The organism is Proteus hauseri ATCC 700826 (genome assembly GCF_001654965.1).
GTDB lineage: Bacteria > Pseudomonadota > Gammaproteobacteria > Enterobacterales > Enterobacteriaceae > Proteus > Proteus hauseri.
Genome location: NZ_LXEV01000008.1, coordinates 28,227 through 44,699, shown reverse-complemented (window position 1 = coordinate 44,699; position 16,473 = coordinate 28,227). Strand labels below are relative to the sequence as shown.

At 39.6% G+C, this 16,473-nt stretch carries 13 protein-coding genes and 1 riboswitch; of the genes, 3 read left to right on the top strand and 10 right to left on the bottom strand.

Annotated features, from left to right (window positions below; all coding sequences use genetic code 11):
• Positions 1 to 212: 212 nt before the first annotated feature.
• Together murI and btuB are read right to left on the bottom strand one after the other, a co-directional pair.
• A complete protein-coding gene (gene murI, locus M997_RS02220; protein ID WP_064718498.1) occupies positions 213 to 1,079 on the bottom strand; it encodes a glutamate racemase in 867 nt (288 codons plus the stop codon).
• Positions 1,024 to 2,880, bottom strand: coding sequence for a TonB-dependent vitamin B12 receptor BtuB (gene btuB / locus M997_RS02215; RefSeq protein WP_064718497.1), 1,857 nt, complete (start codon positions 2,878 to 2,880; stop codon positions 1,024 to 1,026). Before btuB ends, murI begins: the two co-directional genes overlap by 56 nt.
• A 71-nt stretch (positions 2,881 to 2,951) precedes the next feature.
• Positions 2,952 to 3,176: riboswitch (cobalamin riboswitch) on the bottom strand.
• Positions 3,177 to 3,288: 112 nt separating this feature from the next.
• Between btuB and trmA the strand changes: the two genes are divergently transcribed.
• Positions 3,289 to 4,386 carry a tRNA (uridine(54)-C5)-methyltransferase TrmA gene (gene trmA / locus M997_RS02210; protein ID WP_064718496.1) on the top strand — a complete coding sequence of 366 codons (1,098 nt, stop codon included), beginning with the start codon at positions 3,289 to 3,291 and terminating at the stop codon, positions 4,384 to 4,386.
• A gap of 127 nt (positions 4,387 to 4,513) precedes the next feature.
• On the opposite strand, the gene M997_RS02205 is transcribed toward trmA, so the two are convergent.
• Together M997_RS02205 and fabR are read right to left on the bottom strand one after the other, a co-directional pair.
• Entirely contained in the window at positions 4,514 to 4,912 is a 399-nt protein-coding gene (locus M997_RS02205) for a YijD family membrane protein (protein ID WP_064718495.1), read from the bottom strand.
• Entirely contained in the window at positions 4,912 to 5,598 is a 687-nt protein-coding gene (gene fabR / locus M997_RS02200; RefSeq protein WP_064718494.1) for an HTH-type transcriptional repressor FabR, read from the bottom strand. Before fabR ends, M997_RS02205 begins: the two co-directional genes overlap by 1 nt.
• Before the next feature lie 200 nt (positions 5,599 to 5,798).
• On the opposite strand from fabR, the gene sthA reads away from it, so the two are divergent.
• Positions 5,799 to 7,196, top strand: coding sequence for a Si-specific NAD(P)(+) transhydrogenase (gene sthA / locus M997_RS02195; RefSeq protein WP_064718493.1), 1,398 nt, complete (start codon positions 5,799 to 5,801; stop codon positions 7,194 to 7,196).
• Positions 7,197 to 7,202: 6 nt separating this feature from the next.
• On the opposite strand, the gene oxyR is transcribed toward sthA, so the two are convergent.
• The 5 genes from oxyR to argC all read right to left on the bottom strand — a co-directional run bounded on the left by oxyR (position 7,203) and on the right by argC (position 12,889).
• Entirely contained in the window at positions 7,203 to 8,105 is a 903-nt protein-coding gene (oxyR, locus tag M997_RS02190; RefSeq protein WP_064718492.1) for a DNA-binding transcriptional regulator OxyR, read from the bottom strand.
• Between the two features lie 235 nt (positions 8,106 to 8,340).
• Entirely contained in the window at positions 8,341 to 9,723 is a 1,383-nt protein-coding gene (argH, locus tag M997_RS02185; protein WP_064718491.1) for an argininosuccinate lyase, read from the bottom strand.
• Between the two features lie 80 nt (positions 9,724 to 9,803).
• Positions 9,804 to 11,012 (bottom strand): argininosuccinate synthase, encoded by a 1,209-nt coding sequence (locus tag M997_RS02180; protein WP_064718490.1) that lies wholly within the window; start codon positions 11,010 to 11,012, stop codon positions 9,804 to 9,806.
• Positions 11,013 to 11,090: 78 nt separating this feature from the next.
• Positions 11,091 to 11,864, bottom strand: coding sequence for an acetylglutamate kinase (gene argB / locus M997_RS02175; protein ID WP_064718489.1), 774 nt, complete (start codon positions 11,862 to 11,864; stop codon positions 11,091 to 11,093).
• Between the two features lie 20 nt (positions 11,865 to 11,884).
• Entirely contained in the window at positions 11,885 to 12,889 is a 1,005-nt protein-coding gene (gene argC / locus M997_RS02170; RefSeq protein WP_064718488.1) for an N-acetyl-gamma-glutamyl-phosphate reductase, read from the bottom strand.
• Positions 12,890 to 12,989: 100 nt separating this feature from the next.
• Between argC and argE the strand changes: the two genes are divergently transcribed.
• On the top strand, positions 12,990 to 14,153 hold the full coding sequence (gene argE, locus M997_RS02165) for an acetylornithine deacetylase (protein ID WP_064718487.1): 1,164 nt from the start codon (positions 12,990 to 12,992) through the stop codon (positions 14,151 to 14,153).
• A gap of 144 nt (positions 14,154 to 14,297) precedes the next feature.
• Here argE and poxB read toward each other — a convergent pair whose 3' ends face one another.
• Positions 14,298 to 16,022, bottom strand: a complete 1,725-nt coding sequence (gene poxB / locus M997_RS02160; RefSeq protein ID WP_064718486.1) for a ubiquinone-dependent pyruvate dehydrogenase — start codon at positions 16,020 to 16,022, stop codon at positions 14,298 to 14,300.
• Positions 16,023 to 16,473: the final 451 nt, after the last annotated feature.

The following is a 16,473-nucleotide window of genomic DNA, read 5'->3' as shown; positions in this document are numbered from 1 at the left end:
ACGTTGTTGCGGGGAGGTGCATTCTACATCTTCCTCATTCAGTGTCAAGCGTTATTTTATAAGGCTTTTCACTTTATTTTTTGTTCTCTCGGCTAACTCACTTAGCGTGGTTTGCCGTGACAACGAGGGCGCATTATAGGGAGTTTTCTGAGGCTGGCAACACTTTTTTTGAGTTTTTTTTACCGACCGTTGCTTTTTCCACCAAATTGCACTTAAAGCACCAGTTTCCTGAGTGATTTAAAGCCAAAATTCGCTAAAACAGGTTTTAGTAATTCGCTATTCTCATCTTCTTTTAGACAATAGGCGAAACTAATTTCGTTTGAACCTTTTATTTTTGCTTGATTTACGACCAACCACGCAGTTCTTCGTGCAATTGCAGCGCCAGAATCAATAATTCGTGTTCCATCTGGTAATACAGCAAGTAATTCATCAGCGAGTAAAGGAAAATGAGTACAACCTAATACAACAGTATCTGGTGGCTCTTTCATTTTTAGCCAAGGCGTTAATATTTTGCGTAATTCTTCTAAAGAGATATCTTCGCCATGCAGTTTCTTTTCAGCTAACTCCACCAGCTCAGCAGAACCTAAAGAATGAACTTTACAATCTGTGGCAAAACGTTCAATAAGTTCGTGAGTATAAGGTCGTTTTACTGTTGCTCTGGTAGCAAGTAATCCGACAACTCCATTACATGTTAATTTTGCCGCAGGCTTAATAGCGGGAACAACGCCAATAATGGGAATATCCGTAAATTTAGCTCGTAAAGCAGGAAGGCTGACTGTACTTGCGGTATTACAAGCAATAACAATAGCAGCAAGGTCATGCTGTAGAGCAACTGCACTTATTATATGAACGACACGTTCAATAATGAACGTTTCTGGTTTTTCACCATAAGGAAAAGCTTCGTTATCGAAAACATAGATATAGTGAGCCTCCGGTAATTTTTCACGGATCTCACGATAAACGGATAAACCGCCAACCCCTGAATCAAAAACTAATACAGTTGGGTTAGCGGTAAGTAATGCATCAGAAGTTGTAGCTTCCAGTGAGGAAGTATTCTCGTCCTGGCGTGCGATAGCCATAAGCTGTCTCATAATCTTTATCAAACAGGTTGGCTATTCTACCACGAATTGAGAATTGAGATGTAATAGGATATGACGCAGTTAAATCCCAAATACTGACACCACCTAAAGAAACTGCTTGGTAAGTGCTGTAGTCTTTGTCAGTACGTTGACCAATATATTGATATGTTATGCCCATTTCTAACTGTTCAACACTCCAATCCAATTGATATTTGGCTTGCTGACGAGCACGACGATCTAATCGTTGATGAGTTTCTTTATTTCTTGCATCTATATATTGTAGATTAAAGCTGTGATGGAAAATCCAAGTATCCATTTCCCCAGTTAATTCAATCCCTTTGATCAATGCCTTTCCGACATTGTAATTGCGATAAGGATAATTAGATTCTGATTGGATCAATGAATCTATATCATTACGATAGGCTGTTAATCGCCATGATAAAGGTCCCGTTAATCCTTCAAAGCCCCCCTCCCATTGTTTGCTCTCTTCTGGTTGTAGGTCTGGATTACTTCCCCACTCACTATAAAGCTGGCTCAATGTCGGTGCTTTAAATGCCGTACCATAACCTCCAATTAAGCGATATCCATCAACAAACTCCCAACCTAAATTAGTTTGCCATGTTGTATGCCAACCATATTCTGAATGTTTATCAGAACGAAGTGACGCTTCTGCAATAACATCGCCTAATTTCTGCTGCCCCGTAAGATACAATCCCGTATTGTCAAAGTGTTCTTTATTAGGGAATCCACTAGAGCCCGCTTTAATAGATTGACGTTGCCAATCCATCCCCCCACCCACACTGCCGTTACCTAATAAAAGATGATTCCCCCATTGCACATTATATTGTTCTGAGTTGGTAAAGCGGCTTCCTTTGCCATAACGACCATAACGCGGATCGTAATCGTAATCTTTGGTGTAGTTATAACTAGTATTTAAATAAGAAGAGTAGTTTTCATGGTTAAACTTCACACCACCATCATAAGTGCGACTAAAAAGCTGGCGAGTGTCTACCGTTGTATCATTATAGCTATCATAATAAGCATCGTAAGCAGTACGATTATCAAAACCATAAGCCCGTGCAAATAAAGAAACATTATCATTTATATCGTGATTAACACCTAACCACAGCGATTTATTCATAAAGCCATCACGATCAGGTTGAGGATGCCCTCCTGTATTACCATTCGCTTCTACATCATAGCCTTTGGTATAAAGATAACTACCTGCTGCTGTTAATGTCGTTTTGTCACCGACTTTGTGTTTGACCGAGCCATCATATTCTTGATAACCATGAGAACCTATTGTGGCATTAAGTGTGCCACCTTCGTTTTCTCTTTCTGTAAGAATATTAATTACCCCACCAATGGCATCAGAACCATAAACAGAAGAACGAGGCCCTCTTATATATTCAATTCGCTGAACAAGAGAAAGTGGTATTTGACTGATATCAGAACTTCCTGAGATATTAGCCTGATTTAAACGCACACCATCAACTAGAATAAGGACATGTCGAGATTCACTACCCCGTACAAATACAGCACTCAACTGCCCTACTCCACCATTTTGATAAACATCAATACCAGGCATTCTGCGTAAAACATCAAGTACACTATTACTTTGCCAACGTTCAATTTGCTCACGCTCAACCACCGTCATAGGCGCTAAAATAGAAGAAGCGGGTTCTTGAAACCGATTTGCTGTAACGCTGAGTTTCTCTTTATCATCAGCCAATACATTTGAACTACTCGCCATCACCGCTAAAGCAACACTTGAAATAAACCACAATTTTTTATTATTCATGAAAATCTGCATCCAACAGAAAATAAGTAGCAGGATGCCGCAAAAATTAAGTAATGCGCGTACTTAATTTAAGATGCGACAAGTCTTTGGCAGGTATTCGGACTGTAGGCTAAATAGATTTGTTATCTATTTTAGGCAATGACTTCCCACATCACTTATTGCCTATATAAGAAATAAGTGCATACATGCAGTGTCTTTTATTACCCTTAAACCTATTACCGCTGCGCGTCAGTTCTGGCTTTGCACCAGATTCCCTTTTCACTCCTATAAGGAGACCAGCTAACATGCTACGATTTCAAATCTGTTGAGTCCAGAAATTGAACATGAAGAAAACTGGACATCTCCATGAGGATCTCTACAATTTCGCTCGCTTAACTTTATTACTGCCAAAAACAAGGCCTGATTATCATGCAGAATTTATTACCAACGGAAACTTATCAGTCTCAACTGAATGAAAAAACACAACGATTAAAAACGATGATGGCGTCATTTAATGCGCCAGAACCTGAAGTTTTTTCATCACCAGAACAGCATTATCGTATGCGTGCTGAATTCCGTATTTGGCATGAACAAGATTCTCTTTATCATATTATGTTTGATCAAGAGACGAAGCAGCGTATTCGTGTTGATCAATTTCCTGTTGCAAGCCAGCTTATTAATCAAATGATGGTCGCGTTATTAGCAGAAATAGCAGATAAGCCACTCCTCAGACATAAATTATTTCAAATTGATTATCTTTCTACCTTGAGTAATAAAATTATTGTCTCGATGCTATATCACAAAAAACTTGATCAGAGTTGGCAACAAGCGGCAAGTGAATTACGCCAAGTATTAATTTCACAAGGTTTTGATGTGCAATTAATTGGCCGAGCTTCTAAAACTAAGATAATGCTTGATAATGATTTTATTGATGAAGTCCTGCCAGTTGCTGGCAAAGAGATGATTTATCGCCAAGTAGAAAATAGTTTCACGCAGCCTAATGCACAGGTCAATATTAAAATGTTGGAATGGGCATTAAGCGTGACAGAAGGCGCAAAAGGCGACTTACTCGAACTTTATTGTGGTAACGGTAATTTTTCATTAGCCCTTGCTCGCAATTTTGATCGTGTATTAGCGACAGAAATTGCAAAGCCATCTGTTAATGCAGCTCAATACAATATTGCAATGAACCATATCGATAATGTAAAAATTATTCGTATGTCTGCAGAGGATTTTACTCAAGCAATGAATGGCGTACGCCAATTTAGACGGTTAGAAGGTATTGATTTAACAGATTATCAGTGTGAAACCATTTTCGTTGATCCACCTCGCAGTGGTTTAGATGAGAAAACTGTTGAGTTGGTTAAAAATTACCCGAGTATTTTATATATTTCTTGTAACCCAGAAACACTTTGTCAAAATTTAGAAACGCTGATTAAAACACATAAAATCAGTAAATTAGCATTATTTGATCAATTTCCATATACCCATCATATGGAATGTGGTGTTCTATTAGAGAAAAGATAACTGCTTATTTTGCCAGTTATAGTAAAAGATCGCCTTATAATGTCGATTTAAACAAAAACACCAGTAAGATAACTTACTGGTGTCAAAATTTCGCTGTGTTTATTTAGAACAAAGAGCTAAATACAGACTAGTACTGCTCGGCTTGTGAAGCTCTTTCAGCTTCTTCAGCTTGCACTCGTAAGCGTTGGCGTTGTTTGACTTGACGATAAATCCACAATGCCACCACAACAATAGCCACAGAAGAGAAGAAGTTCGATCCCATTTCAGGATTACCCATTCTTATATAAGCGTTGTAACCAAAGAATCCCAGTAAAAAGAATGAGAATATCAGTTTTGGCATTCCATCAGTCATTGGCTGATGTAAATAACGTTGGTGCAAACAATAAACTGCTAACACTAAGCTTAATATTGGAAAAATTGACCATTCAACCAGCGAGTTAAATAAAGTCGAATAAGTACCATGTAAAGCGACACCAATGACTGCGGCAAGTAATAGCGTGCTTTTTTCACAGCGATTTTGTTCCATCATTTGTCTCCTTTCAGATGCGTTTTTTTCTTTGTATCGGGGTTATTTTGTAAGGGTGTTTCCGTTTCTTGGTCGCGTCGATACCAATAATAAGCGCCTTTGGCAATCATACGCAGTTGTAATACTAATCTTTCTTCTAATTTTTGACGTTTTTCAATATCAATATCTAGTGCTTCTGCGCCTGCACTAAATACAATAGTGACCATTGCTTCAGACTGCATTTCTGTGAAGTAACGTGGCATGCTACTTTCTTGTTCAAGATAGTCTGCCAGTTCTGCAATAAAATGTTGGATCTCTCGTGCGACAGCGGCACGAAATTCAGCAGAAGTTCCTGAACGCTCGCGCAACAATAATCGAAATGCATTAGGGTTATTACCAATAAATTCCATAAAAGTCGCAACGGATGTTCTGATAACACTGCCGCCTTTAGCAATACGTTGCCGTGCTTGTCGCATTAATTGGCGTAGCATCAGTCCACTTTCATCGACCATTGTAAGGCCTAATTCATCAACGTCTTTGAAATGACGATAGAATGAAGTTGGCGCAATCCCCGCTTCCCTAGCAACTTCTCGTAAACTGAGACTAGTGAAACTACGCTCTGCACTCAGTTGACTAAATGCAGCTTCGATTAAAGAACGACGGGTCTTTTCTTTTTGTTTAGCTCTGATGCCAATATTATTACTCACAGAAATCCTGATAATCCTAATTTGGTTTATTATCAATATATCAAACTTTGTAAAAAAATCAGTGCGTCCAATCATCCCAAAAGACACATTCTCATAAAAACTTAAATAAACTGTGACTAATGCCCTTAATGTCAATTGGGCTATTAATCATTCTAATGTTAATATGTCGTTGTCGGTTTGTATAAAACAGGTCTCTTCCTATGCAACATTCTCATTTCGATGCAATTGTAATCGGTTCAGGTCCTGGCGGTGAAGGCGCGGCCATGGGACTTGTGAAACAAGGAAAACGCGTCGCTGTTATCGAACGCTACAATAAAGTCGGTGGTGGTTGTACCCACTGGGGAACTATCCCATCAAAAGCGTTACGTCATGCTGTTAGCCGGATTATCGAATTTAATCAAAATCCACTTTATAGTGACCAATCTCATCTTATTAACTCCTCTTTCTCTCAAATACTCAGCCAAGCCAGTACAGTTATCCGCCAACAAACTAAAATGCGCCAAGGCTTTTATGAGCGCAATAGTTGTACCATGTATTCTGGCGAAGCCGCGTTTATTGACGAGCATAGAGTCAGTGTCCGTTACCCTGATGGGACTTGTGATATTCTTTCAGCAGACAACTTTATTATTGCAACAGGTTCTCGCCCTTACTGTCCACCTGATGTGGATTTCTCTCACTCTCGTATTTATAACAGTGACACCATACTCGATCTTGAGCATGAACCTCGTCATGTCATTATTTATGGCGCAGGTGTAATTGGCTGTGAGTACGCTTCTATATTTAGAGGACTGAGAGTAAAGGTCGATTTAATCAATACTCGTGACCATTTGTTATCTTTTCTTGATCAGGAAATGTCAGATGCGCTTTCATACCACTTTTGGAATAACGGTATTGTTATTCGCCACAACGAAGAGTATGAAACCATTGAAGGTGTTGAAAATGGTGTTATTGTTCACCTTAAATCAGGTAAAAAAGTAAAAGCAGATTGCTTACTTTATGCGAATGGCCGAACAGGTAATACAGATACCCTTGGCTTAGAAAATGTAGGAATTAAAACAGATAGCCGTGGATTAGTTTCTATCAACACTCATTATCAAACTAGCTGTGAGCATATCTACGCGGTGGGCGATGTGATTGGCTATCCAAGTTTAGCTTCCGCGGCATACGATCAAGGTCGTATTGCAGCACAAGCCATTACCACTGGAAAAGCAGAGACTCACCTGATTGAAGATATTCCAACAGGCATTTATACCATTCCTGAAATCAGTTCTGTTGGGAAAACTGAGCAACAACTTACGGCAATGAAAATTCCGTATGAGGTTGGTCGTTCTCAATTTAAACATCTAGCACGAGCTCAAATTGCAGGGATGAATGTCGGAAGTTTAAAAATTCTCTTTCATCGAGAGACTAAACAGATTTTAGGTATTCACTGTTTTGGTGAGCGTGCAGCTGAGATTATTCATATTGGGCAAGCCATTATGGAACAAAAAGGTGAAGGCAATACTATCGAATACTTCGTTAATACTACCTTCAACTATCCAACAATGGCCGAAGCTTATCGTGTTGCGGCATTAAATGGTTTAAATCGCTTATTTTAATGCGCCTTATTTAGACGCATAGTACGCGGTCATATGTTCTCGGATTGTCTCAGCTAATTGTTCATAGCGATTACGCAAAGGCGATCCGGGACGATAAACCAAAATAATAGAACGTGATGGGAATGGGTCTGTGCAATCTAAATAACAAACACCATCTCGTTTTTGCTCTGAAGGTACCGCTAAATCTGGTAATAATGTAATTCCGCTGCCTGCTGCAACCATATTACGTAACGTTTCTAAACTCGTTGCTCTGAAATGGGTATCTTCTTTGGCACCTGCTTGAAAACAAAAGCCCAAAGCTTGATCACGTAGACAGTGACCATCTTCTAGCATCAGTAAACGCTGACCCGCAAGATCACCCATTGGAACCGAGTGACGATCATGCCAAGGATGCCCTTCATAAATAGCCAACTTCATTGGTTCTTCAAATAACGGCACTTCAATAAAAGGTGCACTCTCTTTTACCATCGCTAAAATAGCACAATCGAGTTTTCCACTATCTAATTGTGCTAATAAATGCTGTGTTTGTGCTTCATGGAGATACATCTCCAACTTAGGATAGCTTTGGTGTAATTGAGGAATAATATGAGGCAATAAATAAGGCCCAACGGTAGGAATAAGCCCAATATGCAAAGGTCCTGACATACTTTCGCCCTGTAATGAAGCCATTTCTTGTAACACTTTCACTTCACGCAGAACTGTTTTAGCTTGATCCACCAGCAATAAACCTTGTTGAGTAAACAACACCTTACGGCTTGTTCTTTCAAGTAACATCACACCCAGCTCATCTTCAAGCTTACGAATTTGTCCACTCAACGTGGGTTGACTTACATGGCAAGAGTCTGCCGCACGACGAAAATGTTTATGCTCAGCTAGAGCTACCAGATATTCCAAATCTCGGATATTCATTGCAGATCCCACAGTTATTGCTGATAGTTAATATCTATAGATAATATAACAACTGATAAATTTTTCTATCAATTGAGCGTTATTTAGCACTTATTTTTTATCTTTATTCTTAATTAATAAGAACGGCTAAATTAATCACATTTATTAATATCGGCAATCTAGTATAAAAAAACAGGGTGTATACACCCTGCTCTTCGGTAAAGACAATATCCTATTATAAGAAAAGCATAAGAAGCTACTTATCCATACTTAAACGTTCTTTAGCCATTGCTAACGCATATGTCACTTGTTTTTGAGATACGCCACCTTTTGCCAGTCGTTTATCTAAACAAGATTGGAGCGATAGAATATCGTAAACATCGATAGCAATTTTTTCACTAAACATTTGCAGTTCAGATAATGCTAACTCTTCAAGGGCTTTACCTTGTTCAATAGCACTCACTACCGCTTCACCGACAATATGGTGGGCCTCACGAAATGGCACGCCTTTAGCAACTAAATAATCCGCAAGCTCTGTTGCATTAGCATAACCTTGTTTTGCTGCCTCTTCACAACGAGGGCGACGAATTTGAATACCATCAAGCACTAATGTTGCCATATGTAAGCAATCTGCCCAACTATCAACGGCATCAAATAAACCTTCTTTGTCTTCTTGCATATCTTTATTATAAGCAAGAGGTAATCCCTTTAAAGTCATCATCATGCCAGTTAATGCGCCTTGGACACGCCCACATTTGCCACGAATTAATTCTAATGCATCAGGATTTTTCTTTTGTGGCATTAACGAAGAGCCAGAAGTCACTTTATCTGAAAGCTCAATAAAACCCGCTTCACCACTATTAAAGAAAATTAAATCTTCCGCAAAACGCGATAAATGCACCATACCAATTGCGGCGGCTGATAAGATCTCTAATACATGGTCTCTATCAGAGACACTATCTAAGCTATTATTGGTTGCACTGGCAAAACCTAGCCAATCGGCAAGTTGCTCACGGTCAATATCATAGGCAGTACCGGCTAATGCACCACAACCAAGTGGGCTCACATCTAAACGCTTAAATGCGTCAGCTAAACGACTTTCGTCTCTGGCCAGCATTTCATTATAGGCTAAACACCAATGCGCAAAAGTCACCGGCTGAGCGCGTTGTAAATGTGTATAACCCGGCATTACAGCATCTTGATTTTTTTCTGCGGTGATAACTAATGCTTTTTGTAATTCAACTATCGCCTCACGAAGATATGCGACTTCTTGTTTGCACCAGAGCTTTAAATCTGTTGCAACCTGATCGTTACGGCTACGCCCTGTATGCAGTTTTTTACCTAAATCACCTACTTTGGCAATAAGTTTACTTTCAACCCAACTATGAATATCTTCAGCATCGCTTTGTAAAATAGATTGTGGATTAGCAATAACTTCTTCAGATAATTCATTTAACGCTTGTTCAAGCTGTGCTTGTTCGTCTTGTGATAATACACCCACGGTAACCAACGCTTTAGACCACGCTACAGAGCCAAAAATATCCTGTTGCGCTAATCGGAAATCAAACCGCAGTGAATCATTGAATTGTTTAAACCGTTGATCAGCTTCCTGACTAAAACGTCCGCCCCAGAGTGCCATAATCGATTCCTGTATTTATTCTATATGATAAAAAAGAGTGTAGAGTGACACCCTAAACAGCATCACTCTATAAATTGACCTTATTTTTTACTTAATGCCCGAATACGCGATGGCAGTGAATATAAACGGATAAACCCTTCAGCATGGCTATGGTCGTAAACTTCATCTTCACCAAATGTTGCAAACTCTTCAGAATATAGACTATTTTCTGATTTTTTCTGAATTGCATTTACATGGCCTTTATAAAGTTCTAACACCACTTCACCATTAACATCATGAGCCAAAGATTCTGCCGCAGCCTGAAGTGATGCGCGAATTGGTGTAAACCAACGGCCATCATAAGCGACATAAGACATCTCTAAGCCTAACTGCTGACGCCATTTAAATGCATCTCTATCAAGCACTAACTGCTCAACACCACGAAGTGCCGCCATCATAATGGTGCCCCCCGGCGTTTCATAACAACCACGAGATTTCATTCCCACTAAACGGTTTTCAACAATATCAATACGTCCAATACCGTGTTTTACACCCAACGCATTCAATGTATCTAAGCACTCAAAAGGAGATTGTGCTTTGCCATTAACAGCAACTACTTCCCCTGCTTTTACGGTCACAGTAACTAATTCTGGTACATCAGGTGCTTTTTTAGGATCAACGGTCCATGCCCAACAATCTTCGTTTGACGCATTCCAAGGACTTTCTAATACACCACCTTCGGTAGAGATATGCCATGCGTTTTCATCACGACTATAAATTTTTTCTAGTGTTGCCGTCGTTGGGATATTTCGTACTTTTAAATAATCCAGTAGTGCTTCACGAGAACGTAAATCCCACTCTCTCCAAGGTGCAACCACTTTTAATTGTGGTGCTAAAGCGGCATAAGTACTTTCAAAACGAACCTGATCATTACCTTTACCTGTCGCCCCATGAGCTACAGCATCAGCGCCTAATTTTAAAGCAAGTTCAACTTGAGCCTTTGCAATAACAGGCCGAGCCATTGACGTACCTAATAAATAGCTACCTTCATATAACGCACCTGTTTTTAAAACAGGATAAACGTAATCTTTGATAAATTCTTCACGTAAATCGATAACATGACACTCACTCGCACCAGAATTCAGCGCTTTTTGCTCTACGCCTTCTAAATCATCACGGCTTTGCCCGACATCAGCAACAAAAGCGACAACTTCACAGTTATCATAGTGCTCTTTTAGCCAAGGAATAATGGCTGAAGTATCAAGCCCGCCAGAGTATGCCAATACGATTTTTTTAATACCTTTAGTCATAGTGATAACCTTCAATTCCCGATTTGTTTTAATTCTGCCAACTATCAATATATTGATAAGTAATTAACGTAATAATGATTAAGCTAAAATACGTGTGCCTACGGCAATACCATTAAACAGCGCTGTTAATTTTTCAGCATGACGCCAACTTGCAATATCAACAGGTCTACCCAGTGTTTTTGCTGCCTCTAGTGCCGCATTCACTTTTACAATCATGCCGTCAGTGATAATGCCTTGGTCGATTAATGCTTGTGCTTTCTGCGCAGACATATCAGCAATTTTTTGTCCTTTACCATCTAAAATCCCGCTCACATCAGACAGTAAAACCAAATCAGCACCTAATGTTTGTGCAATTGCTGTTGCCGCTTGGTCAGCATTTACATTCATCAACTCACCTTGTTCAGTCATACCAATAGAGCTAATAATTGGCAGATACCCTGCATTGAGTAATAAGGTCAGCAACTCAGGCGATCCTGGTTTTGCACACCCTACATGTCCTAATTCTTCATTTATTTGAGTAACCGTTGCGGATTGGCCATCACCCAACGAAAGTCCCACACCATTAAGACCAAACCGCGTTGCCCATGACAGCAAGGTTTTATTTGCACTTCCTGCTAAAGCGCCAGTGATAATGTCTATTTGATCAGCAGGAGTAACCCGTAACCCTTGTTTTTTCACTACGGGTAACTGCAACTTATTCATCAAATCATCGACTAAACAACCACCGCCATGAACAATGACTAAAGGTCGAGAATGAGTTGAACGATATTGTTGTAATGCACCGAAAAAACGCGTTAGAGCTTCTTCACTATCAAGTAACACACCACCCAGTTTGACAATTAATGGTTCCATGAAACGTTCCTACTCATTATTTAAATAAGTGATTCGGTTTCAGCGAAACCAAACCGAATATTCATACATTGAACAGCTTGAGCTGCCGCACCTTTCAACAAATTATCTTCAACACCAACCACTATCAGATGTTCACCTTGTTGAGCAAAACCAATATCGCAAAAAGCCGTGCCTACAACGGCTTTTAATGCTGGAAACCCCGATTCATAAACACGTACTAGTGGTTTATCTAAATAAGCTTCTTCAAAAGCTTGTCTAACATCATCTTCTGTTACACCCGCTTTTAACTTACAGGTAATCGTTGCCAAAATGCCTCGGGCAAAATTACCTAAATGCGGTGTAAAAATGACATCAATACCAAGATGAGTCGCAATTTCAGGTTGATGACGATGTGTAAACACGCCATAAGGTTGCAAACTCACTTCACAGAAACTACTGGTTAATGACGCTTTTCTGCCCGCGCCACTCACGCCACTGGTAGCATTAATCACTGGCCACTGTGCGGTATCTAATAATCCTGCTTCAATTAACGGTTTAAGTGAAAGCTGAGAAACTGTTGGATAACATCCTGGTACCGCAATTAATTGAGCTTGGCTGATAATGTCAGCATTCCATTCAGCTAATCCATAAACTGCCTGAGATAACCAATCAGTATTCTTATGCTCAAATCCATAGTATTGTTGATAAAAATGCTTATTTTGTACTCTGTAGGCACCAGACAAATCAAACACCACGCAACCTTGTGCTAAGAAAATAGGTGCGATGTCATGGCTAACTTCATGTGCTGTGGCTAAAAAAACGATATCAATACCTTCGGCAGCCTTTGCAACATCCACCATTGGCTCTAAAGGTAAATCAACTAAACCTCTGTACTGGGGATAAAGTTGAGAAAAACATTTACCAGCATCCGCACTCTGTGCTGAAACCGTAAGTCTGCTCAGATTCACATGAGGATGACGCTGGAGATATGCCGCTAACTCAGCGCCAGTGTAACCACTTGCTCCTACAATCAGGGTATTTAACATGTCATTCTTACCTTGTACTATGAACATAAACCGATTAATGTATTTTTATTCAAAAAAAGTGCATGAATATTGATACTATTATGAAGAAAGGCTGTCAACAGTGAATATTAAATTACCTACATTTATTGAGCTTTATCGTCAATTAATTGCAACGCCATCGATCAGTGCGACTGATGCAAAAACCGATCAAAGCAATGAAGCACTGATAAACTTACTAGCTAATTGGTTGGAAACATTAGGTTTTTCTATCGAAATTCAGCCAGTCCCTGAAACAAGAGGTAAATTTAACCTTTTAGCAACATTAGGAGCGGGAAATGGTGGATTATTACTTTGTGGTCATACCGACACCGTACCTTTTGATGAAGGGCGATGGACACAAGATCCTTTCACGCTGACCGAAAAAGCAGGCAAGTTATATGGCTTAGGCACAGCGGATATGAAAGGCTTTTTTGCCTTTATTATTGATGCGTTACGCGATATTGATACTGAAAAACTCGCACATCCACTCTATATTCTAGCGACTGCGGATGAAGAAACCTCAATGGCAGGAGCTCGTTATTTCGCCGCGCATACAACAATTCGCCCAGATTTTGCCATTATTGGCGAACCAACCTCATTAAAGCCAATACGTGCTCATAAAGGGCATTTATCAAATGCGATACGTATTACAGGGCAATCAGGGCACTCTAGCGATCCGGAAAAAGGGGTGAATGCGATAGAGTTAATGCATGAATCTATTACACATTTGAGTACACTTCGCGATACCTTAAAAAATCGCTATAACAATCCTGCATTTGTCATTCCTTATCCAACCATGAATTTTGGTTATATTAATGGTGGTGATGCTGCAAATCGGATTTGTGCTTGCTGCGAATTACATATGGATATCCGCCCATTACCGGGATTAACACTGCAAGATTTGGATGATTTACTGCATGAAACACTCGCCCCTGTTAAAGCGCGCTGGCCGGGTCGTTTAAGTGTTGAAGCGTTACATGAGCCGATTCCAGGTTATGAATGCCCAACTGATCATAGAATGGTCGCGGTGATTGAAAAGTTATTAGGTGAGAAAGCGCAAACCGTGAATTACTGTACCGAAGCACCGTTTATTCAAGATTTATGCCCTACTTTGGTACTCGGTCCCGGTTCTATTGAGCAAGCACATCAGCCCGATGAATTTATTGATATGGCATTTATCGAGCCTACTCGTGAATTAATGGGGCAATTAATTGAAAACTTCTGTTTAACAGCAAAAGCTCAATGATAAAAAAATAACCCTATCGATTTATGTTAATAAGGTTATTTTATCTTCAATTTATACTCTAAATAATTCGAGTTGCAGGTAGGCGACTAGCTGAACGTAGTCAATCTCCTGCAACTTGAAGTATGACGAGCATAGTTTTAGTCACTAACGCAACCAATTGGTTTTGGCGAGCTGTACAATTTCATCACCTCTACCATTAATAATGGCTTTCATCATATAAAGACTAAAGCCTTTAGCTTGTTCAAATTTAATTTCAGGGGGCATAGAAAGCTCTTGTTTTGCCGTCACGACATCAACAATCACAGGGCCATCATGCGCTAAGGCTTCTTTTAGCGCTTTATCCAAATCTTCACCTTGTTCAACACGAATACCTTTAATACCCGATGCATTCGCAATTGCTGCAAAATCAGGATTATGTAAATCAGTACCGTCTGTTAAATAGCCACCGGCTTTCATTTCCATTGCCACAAAGCCCAATACGCTGTTATTAAAAATAATCACTTTTACAGGTAAATTCATTTGTGCGAGTGAGATAAAGTCACCCATTAACATGGTAAATCCACCATCACCACACATCGCAATCACTTGGCGCTTTCTATCTAATGCCTGAGCACCTATTGCTTGAGCCATCGCGTTTGCCATCGAGCCGTGATTAAATGAGCCTAATAAACGACGTTTTCCATTCATAGCAACATAACGTGCTGCCCACACAGTTGGCGTGCCAACATCACAAGTAAAAATGGCATTATCATCAGCAAGTTCACTTAATTGGCGAGCAAGATATTGTGGATGAATAAGTTCACGTTCACTTGGTTGAGCCAATGCATCTAAATCTTGGCGTGCTTTTGCATAATGCTTTAGCGATGCATCAAGATGCGTTGTATCACTTCTCTCTGTTAGGCGAGGTTGTAATGCATTAAGCGTCGCTTTGATATCACCCACCATTGCCATATCAACATGACAATGTGAGCCAATACTACTTGGATTAATATCAACCTGAATAATTTTTGCTTTTGAAGGATAAAAAGGGCGATAAGGAAACTGGGTGCCTAATAACACTAAAGTATCGGCATTCTCCATTGCATGATAGCCTGATGAAAAACCAATCAGTCCAGTCATACCTACGCTGTAAGGATTTTTCCACTCAATATATTCTTTCCCTCGTAATGCATGTACAACGGGCGCTTTTAATGTTTGTGCAAGTTTCACGACTTCATCGTGTGCTTGTTCACAACCGGCACCGCACATTAGCGTAATATTCTTGGCACTATTTAACGCGTCTGATAACTTTTCGATTTCAAAACGATTTGGCATGATAAGGGGTTGTTGTAACGGATACCAGTTCTCACTAGCATCTTCTGGCGCAGGTTTTAATGCGACATCACCAGGTAATACCACAACAGCAACACCCTTTTTTAAAATCGCGGTACGCATTGCGATAGCCAAGATTTGGGGAATTTGTTCAGGGTTCGAAACTAGCTCACAATAGTGGCTACATTCACGAAATAGCTCTTGGGGATGTGTTTCTTGAAAATAATTACTACCAATTTCAGCAGAAGGAATATGTGCCGCAATAGCCAACACAGGAACATGGTTACGGTGACAATCAAAAAGTCCATTAATAAGATGTAAATTTCCCGGCCCACAAGAACCAGCACATACTGCAAGCTCACCATTTATTGCGGCTTCAGCGCCGGCAGCAAAAGCCGCAACCTCTTCATGACGCGTCCCCATCCATTCAATAGTTCCCATTTTTCGCAAGCTATCACTCAACCCATTGAGTGAATCACCTGTTACACCCCAAATACGTTTAACACCCGCATTATGAAGCACTTTAGCAATATAGGTTGCAACTGTTTGCTTACTCATAGAGGTAGTTTTCCTTTTATTCTGGGCCTACATTCACGCCTCTGCTTACTGCCTACTCTTTTATTCGCTCAAGATAAAGACTCTTTTTCTTGAGACAGCTTACAGAGAAAATTTTGTTACTAACTCAAATATAAAGAATAACACCTATCACAATAATGTCACTGTAGAGTGATAATTAGGCAGTAAAATGTTTATAAAGAAAATCTAATAAATAAATCCATTCATTAGAATTATGATAGAATAATGAAACATCGCACCAAATAAGAATATATCGCATTAATAACGTATTAATATAATCCAACGCTAGACAAAACAACCTTATAGGTTTATTTTAATATTTAAAATAATTTTTAATTAATAATTTCTCTCATCTTATTTTTATTAACAATTAAGCTGACTCATTTCAGCCTTACCACTTGTCTTTACTGAATAATTTAACTTAACCTAATTT

What these genes read in the sequence shown, in the direction of transcription:
- oxyR (WP_064718492.1), bottom strand. Translation starts at nt 8,105, where the DNA reads ATGAATATCCGAGATTTGGAATATCTGGTAGCTCTAGCTGAGCATAAA.
- M997_RS02180 (WP_064718490.1), bottom strand. Translation starts at nt 11,012, where the DNA reads ATGACTAAAGGTATTAAAAAAATCGTATTGGCATACTCTGGCGGGCTT.
- trmA (WP_064718496.1), top strand. Translation starts at nt 3,289, where the DNA reads ATGCAGAATTTATTACCAACGGAAACTTATCAGTCTCAACTGAATGAA.
- M997_RS02205 (WP_064718495.1), bottom strand. Translation starts at nt 4,912, where the DNA reads ATGGAACAAAATCGCTGTGAAAAAAGCACGCTATTACTTGCCGCAGTC.
- sthA (WP_064718493.1), top strand. Translation starts at nt 5,799, where the DNA reads ATGCAACATTCTCATTTCGATGCAATTGTAATCGGTTCAGGTCCTGGC.
- argC (WP_064718488.1), bottom strand. Translation starts at nt 12,889, where the DNA reads ATGTTAAATACCCTGATTGTAGGAGCAAGTGGTTACACTGGCGCTGAG.
- poxB (WP_064718486.1), bottom strand. Translation starts at nt 16,022, where the DNA reads ATGAGTAAGCAAACAGTTGCAACCTATATTGCTAAAGTGCTTCATAAT.
- argB (WP_064718489.1), bottom strand. Translation starts at nt 11,864, where the DNA reads ATGGAACCATTAATTGTCAAACTGGGTGGTGTGTTACTTGATAGTGAA.
- murI (WP_064718498.1), bottom strand. Translation starts at nt 1,079, where the DNA reads ATGGCTATCGCACGCCAGGACGAGAATACTTCCTCACTGGAAGCTACA.
- argH (WP_064718491.1), bottom strand. Translation starts at nt 9,723, where the DNA reads ATGGCACTCTGGGGCGGACGTTTTAGTCAGGAAGCTGATCAACGGTTT.
- btuB (WP_064718497.1), bottom strand. Translation starts at nt 2,880, where the DNA reads ATGAATAATAAAAAATTGTGGTTTATTTCAAGTGTTGCTTTAGCGGTG.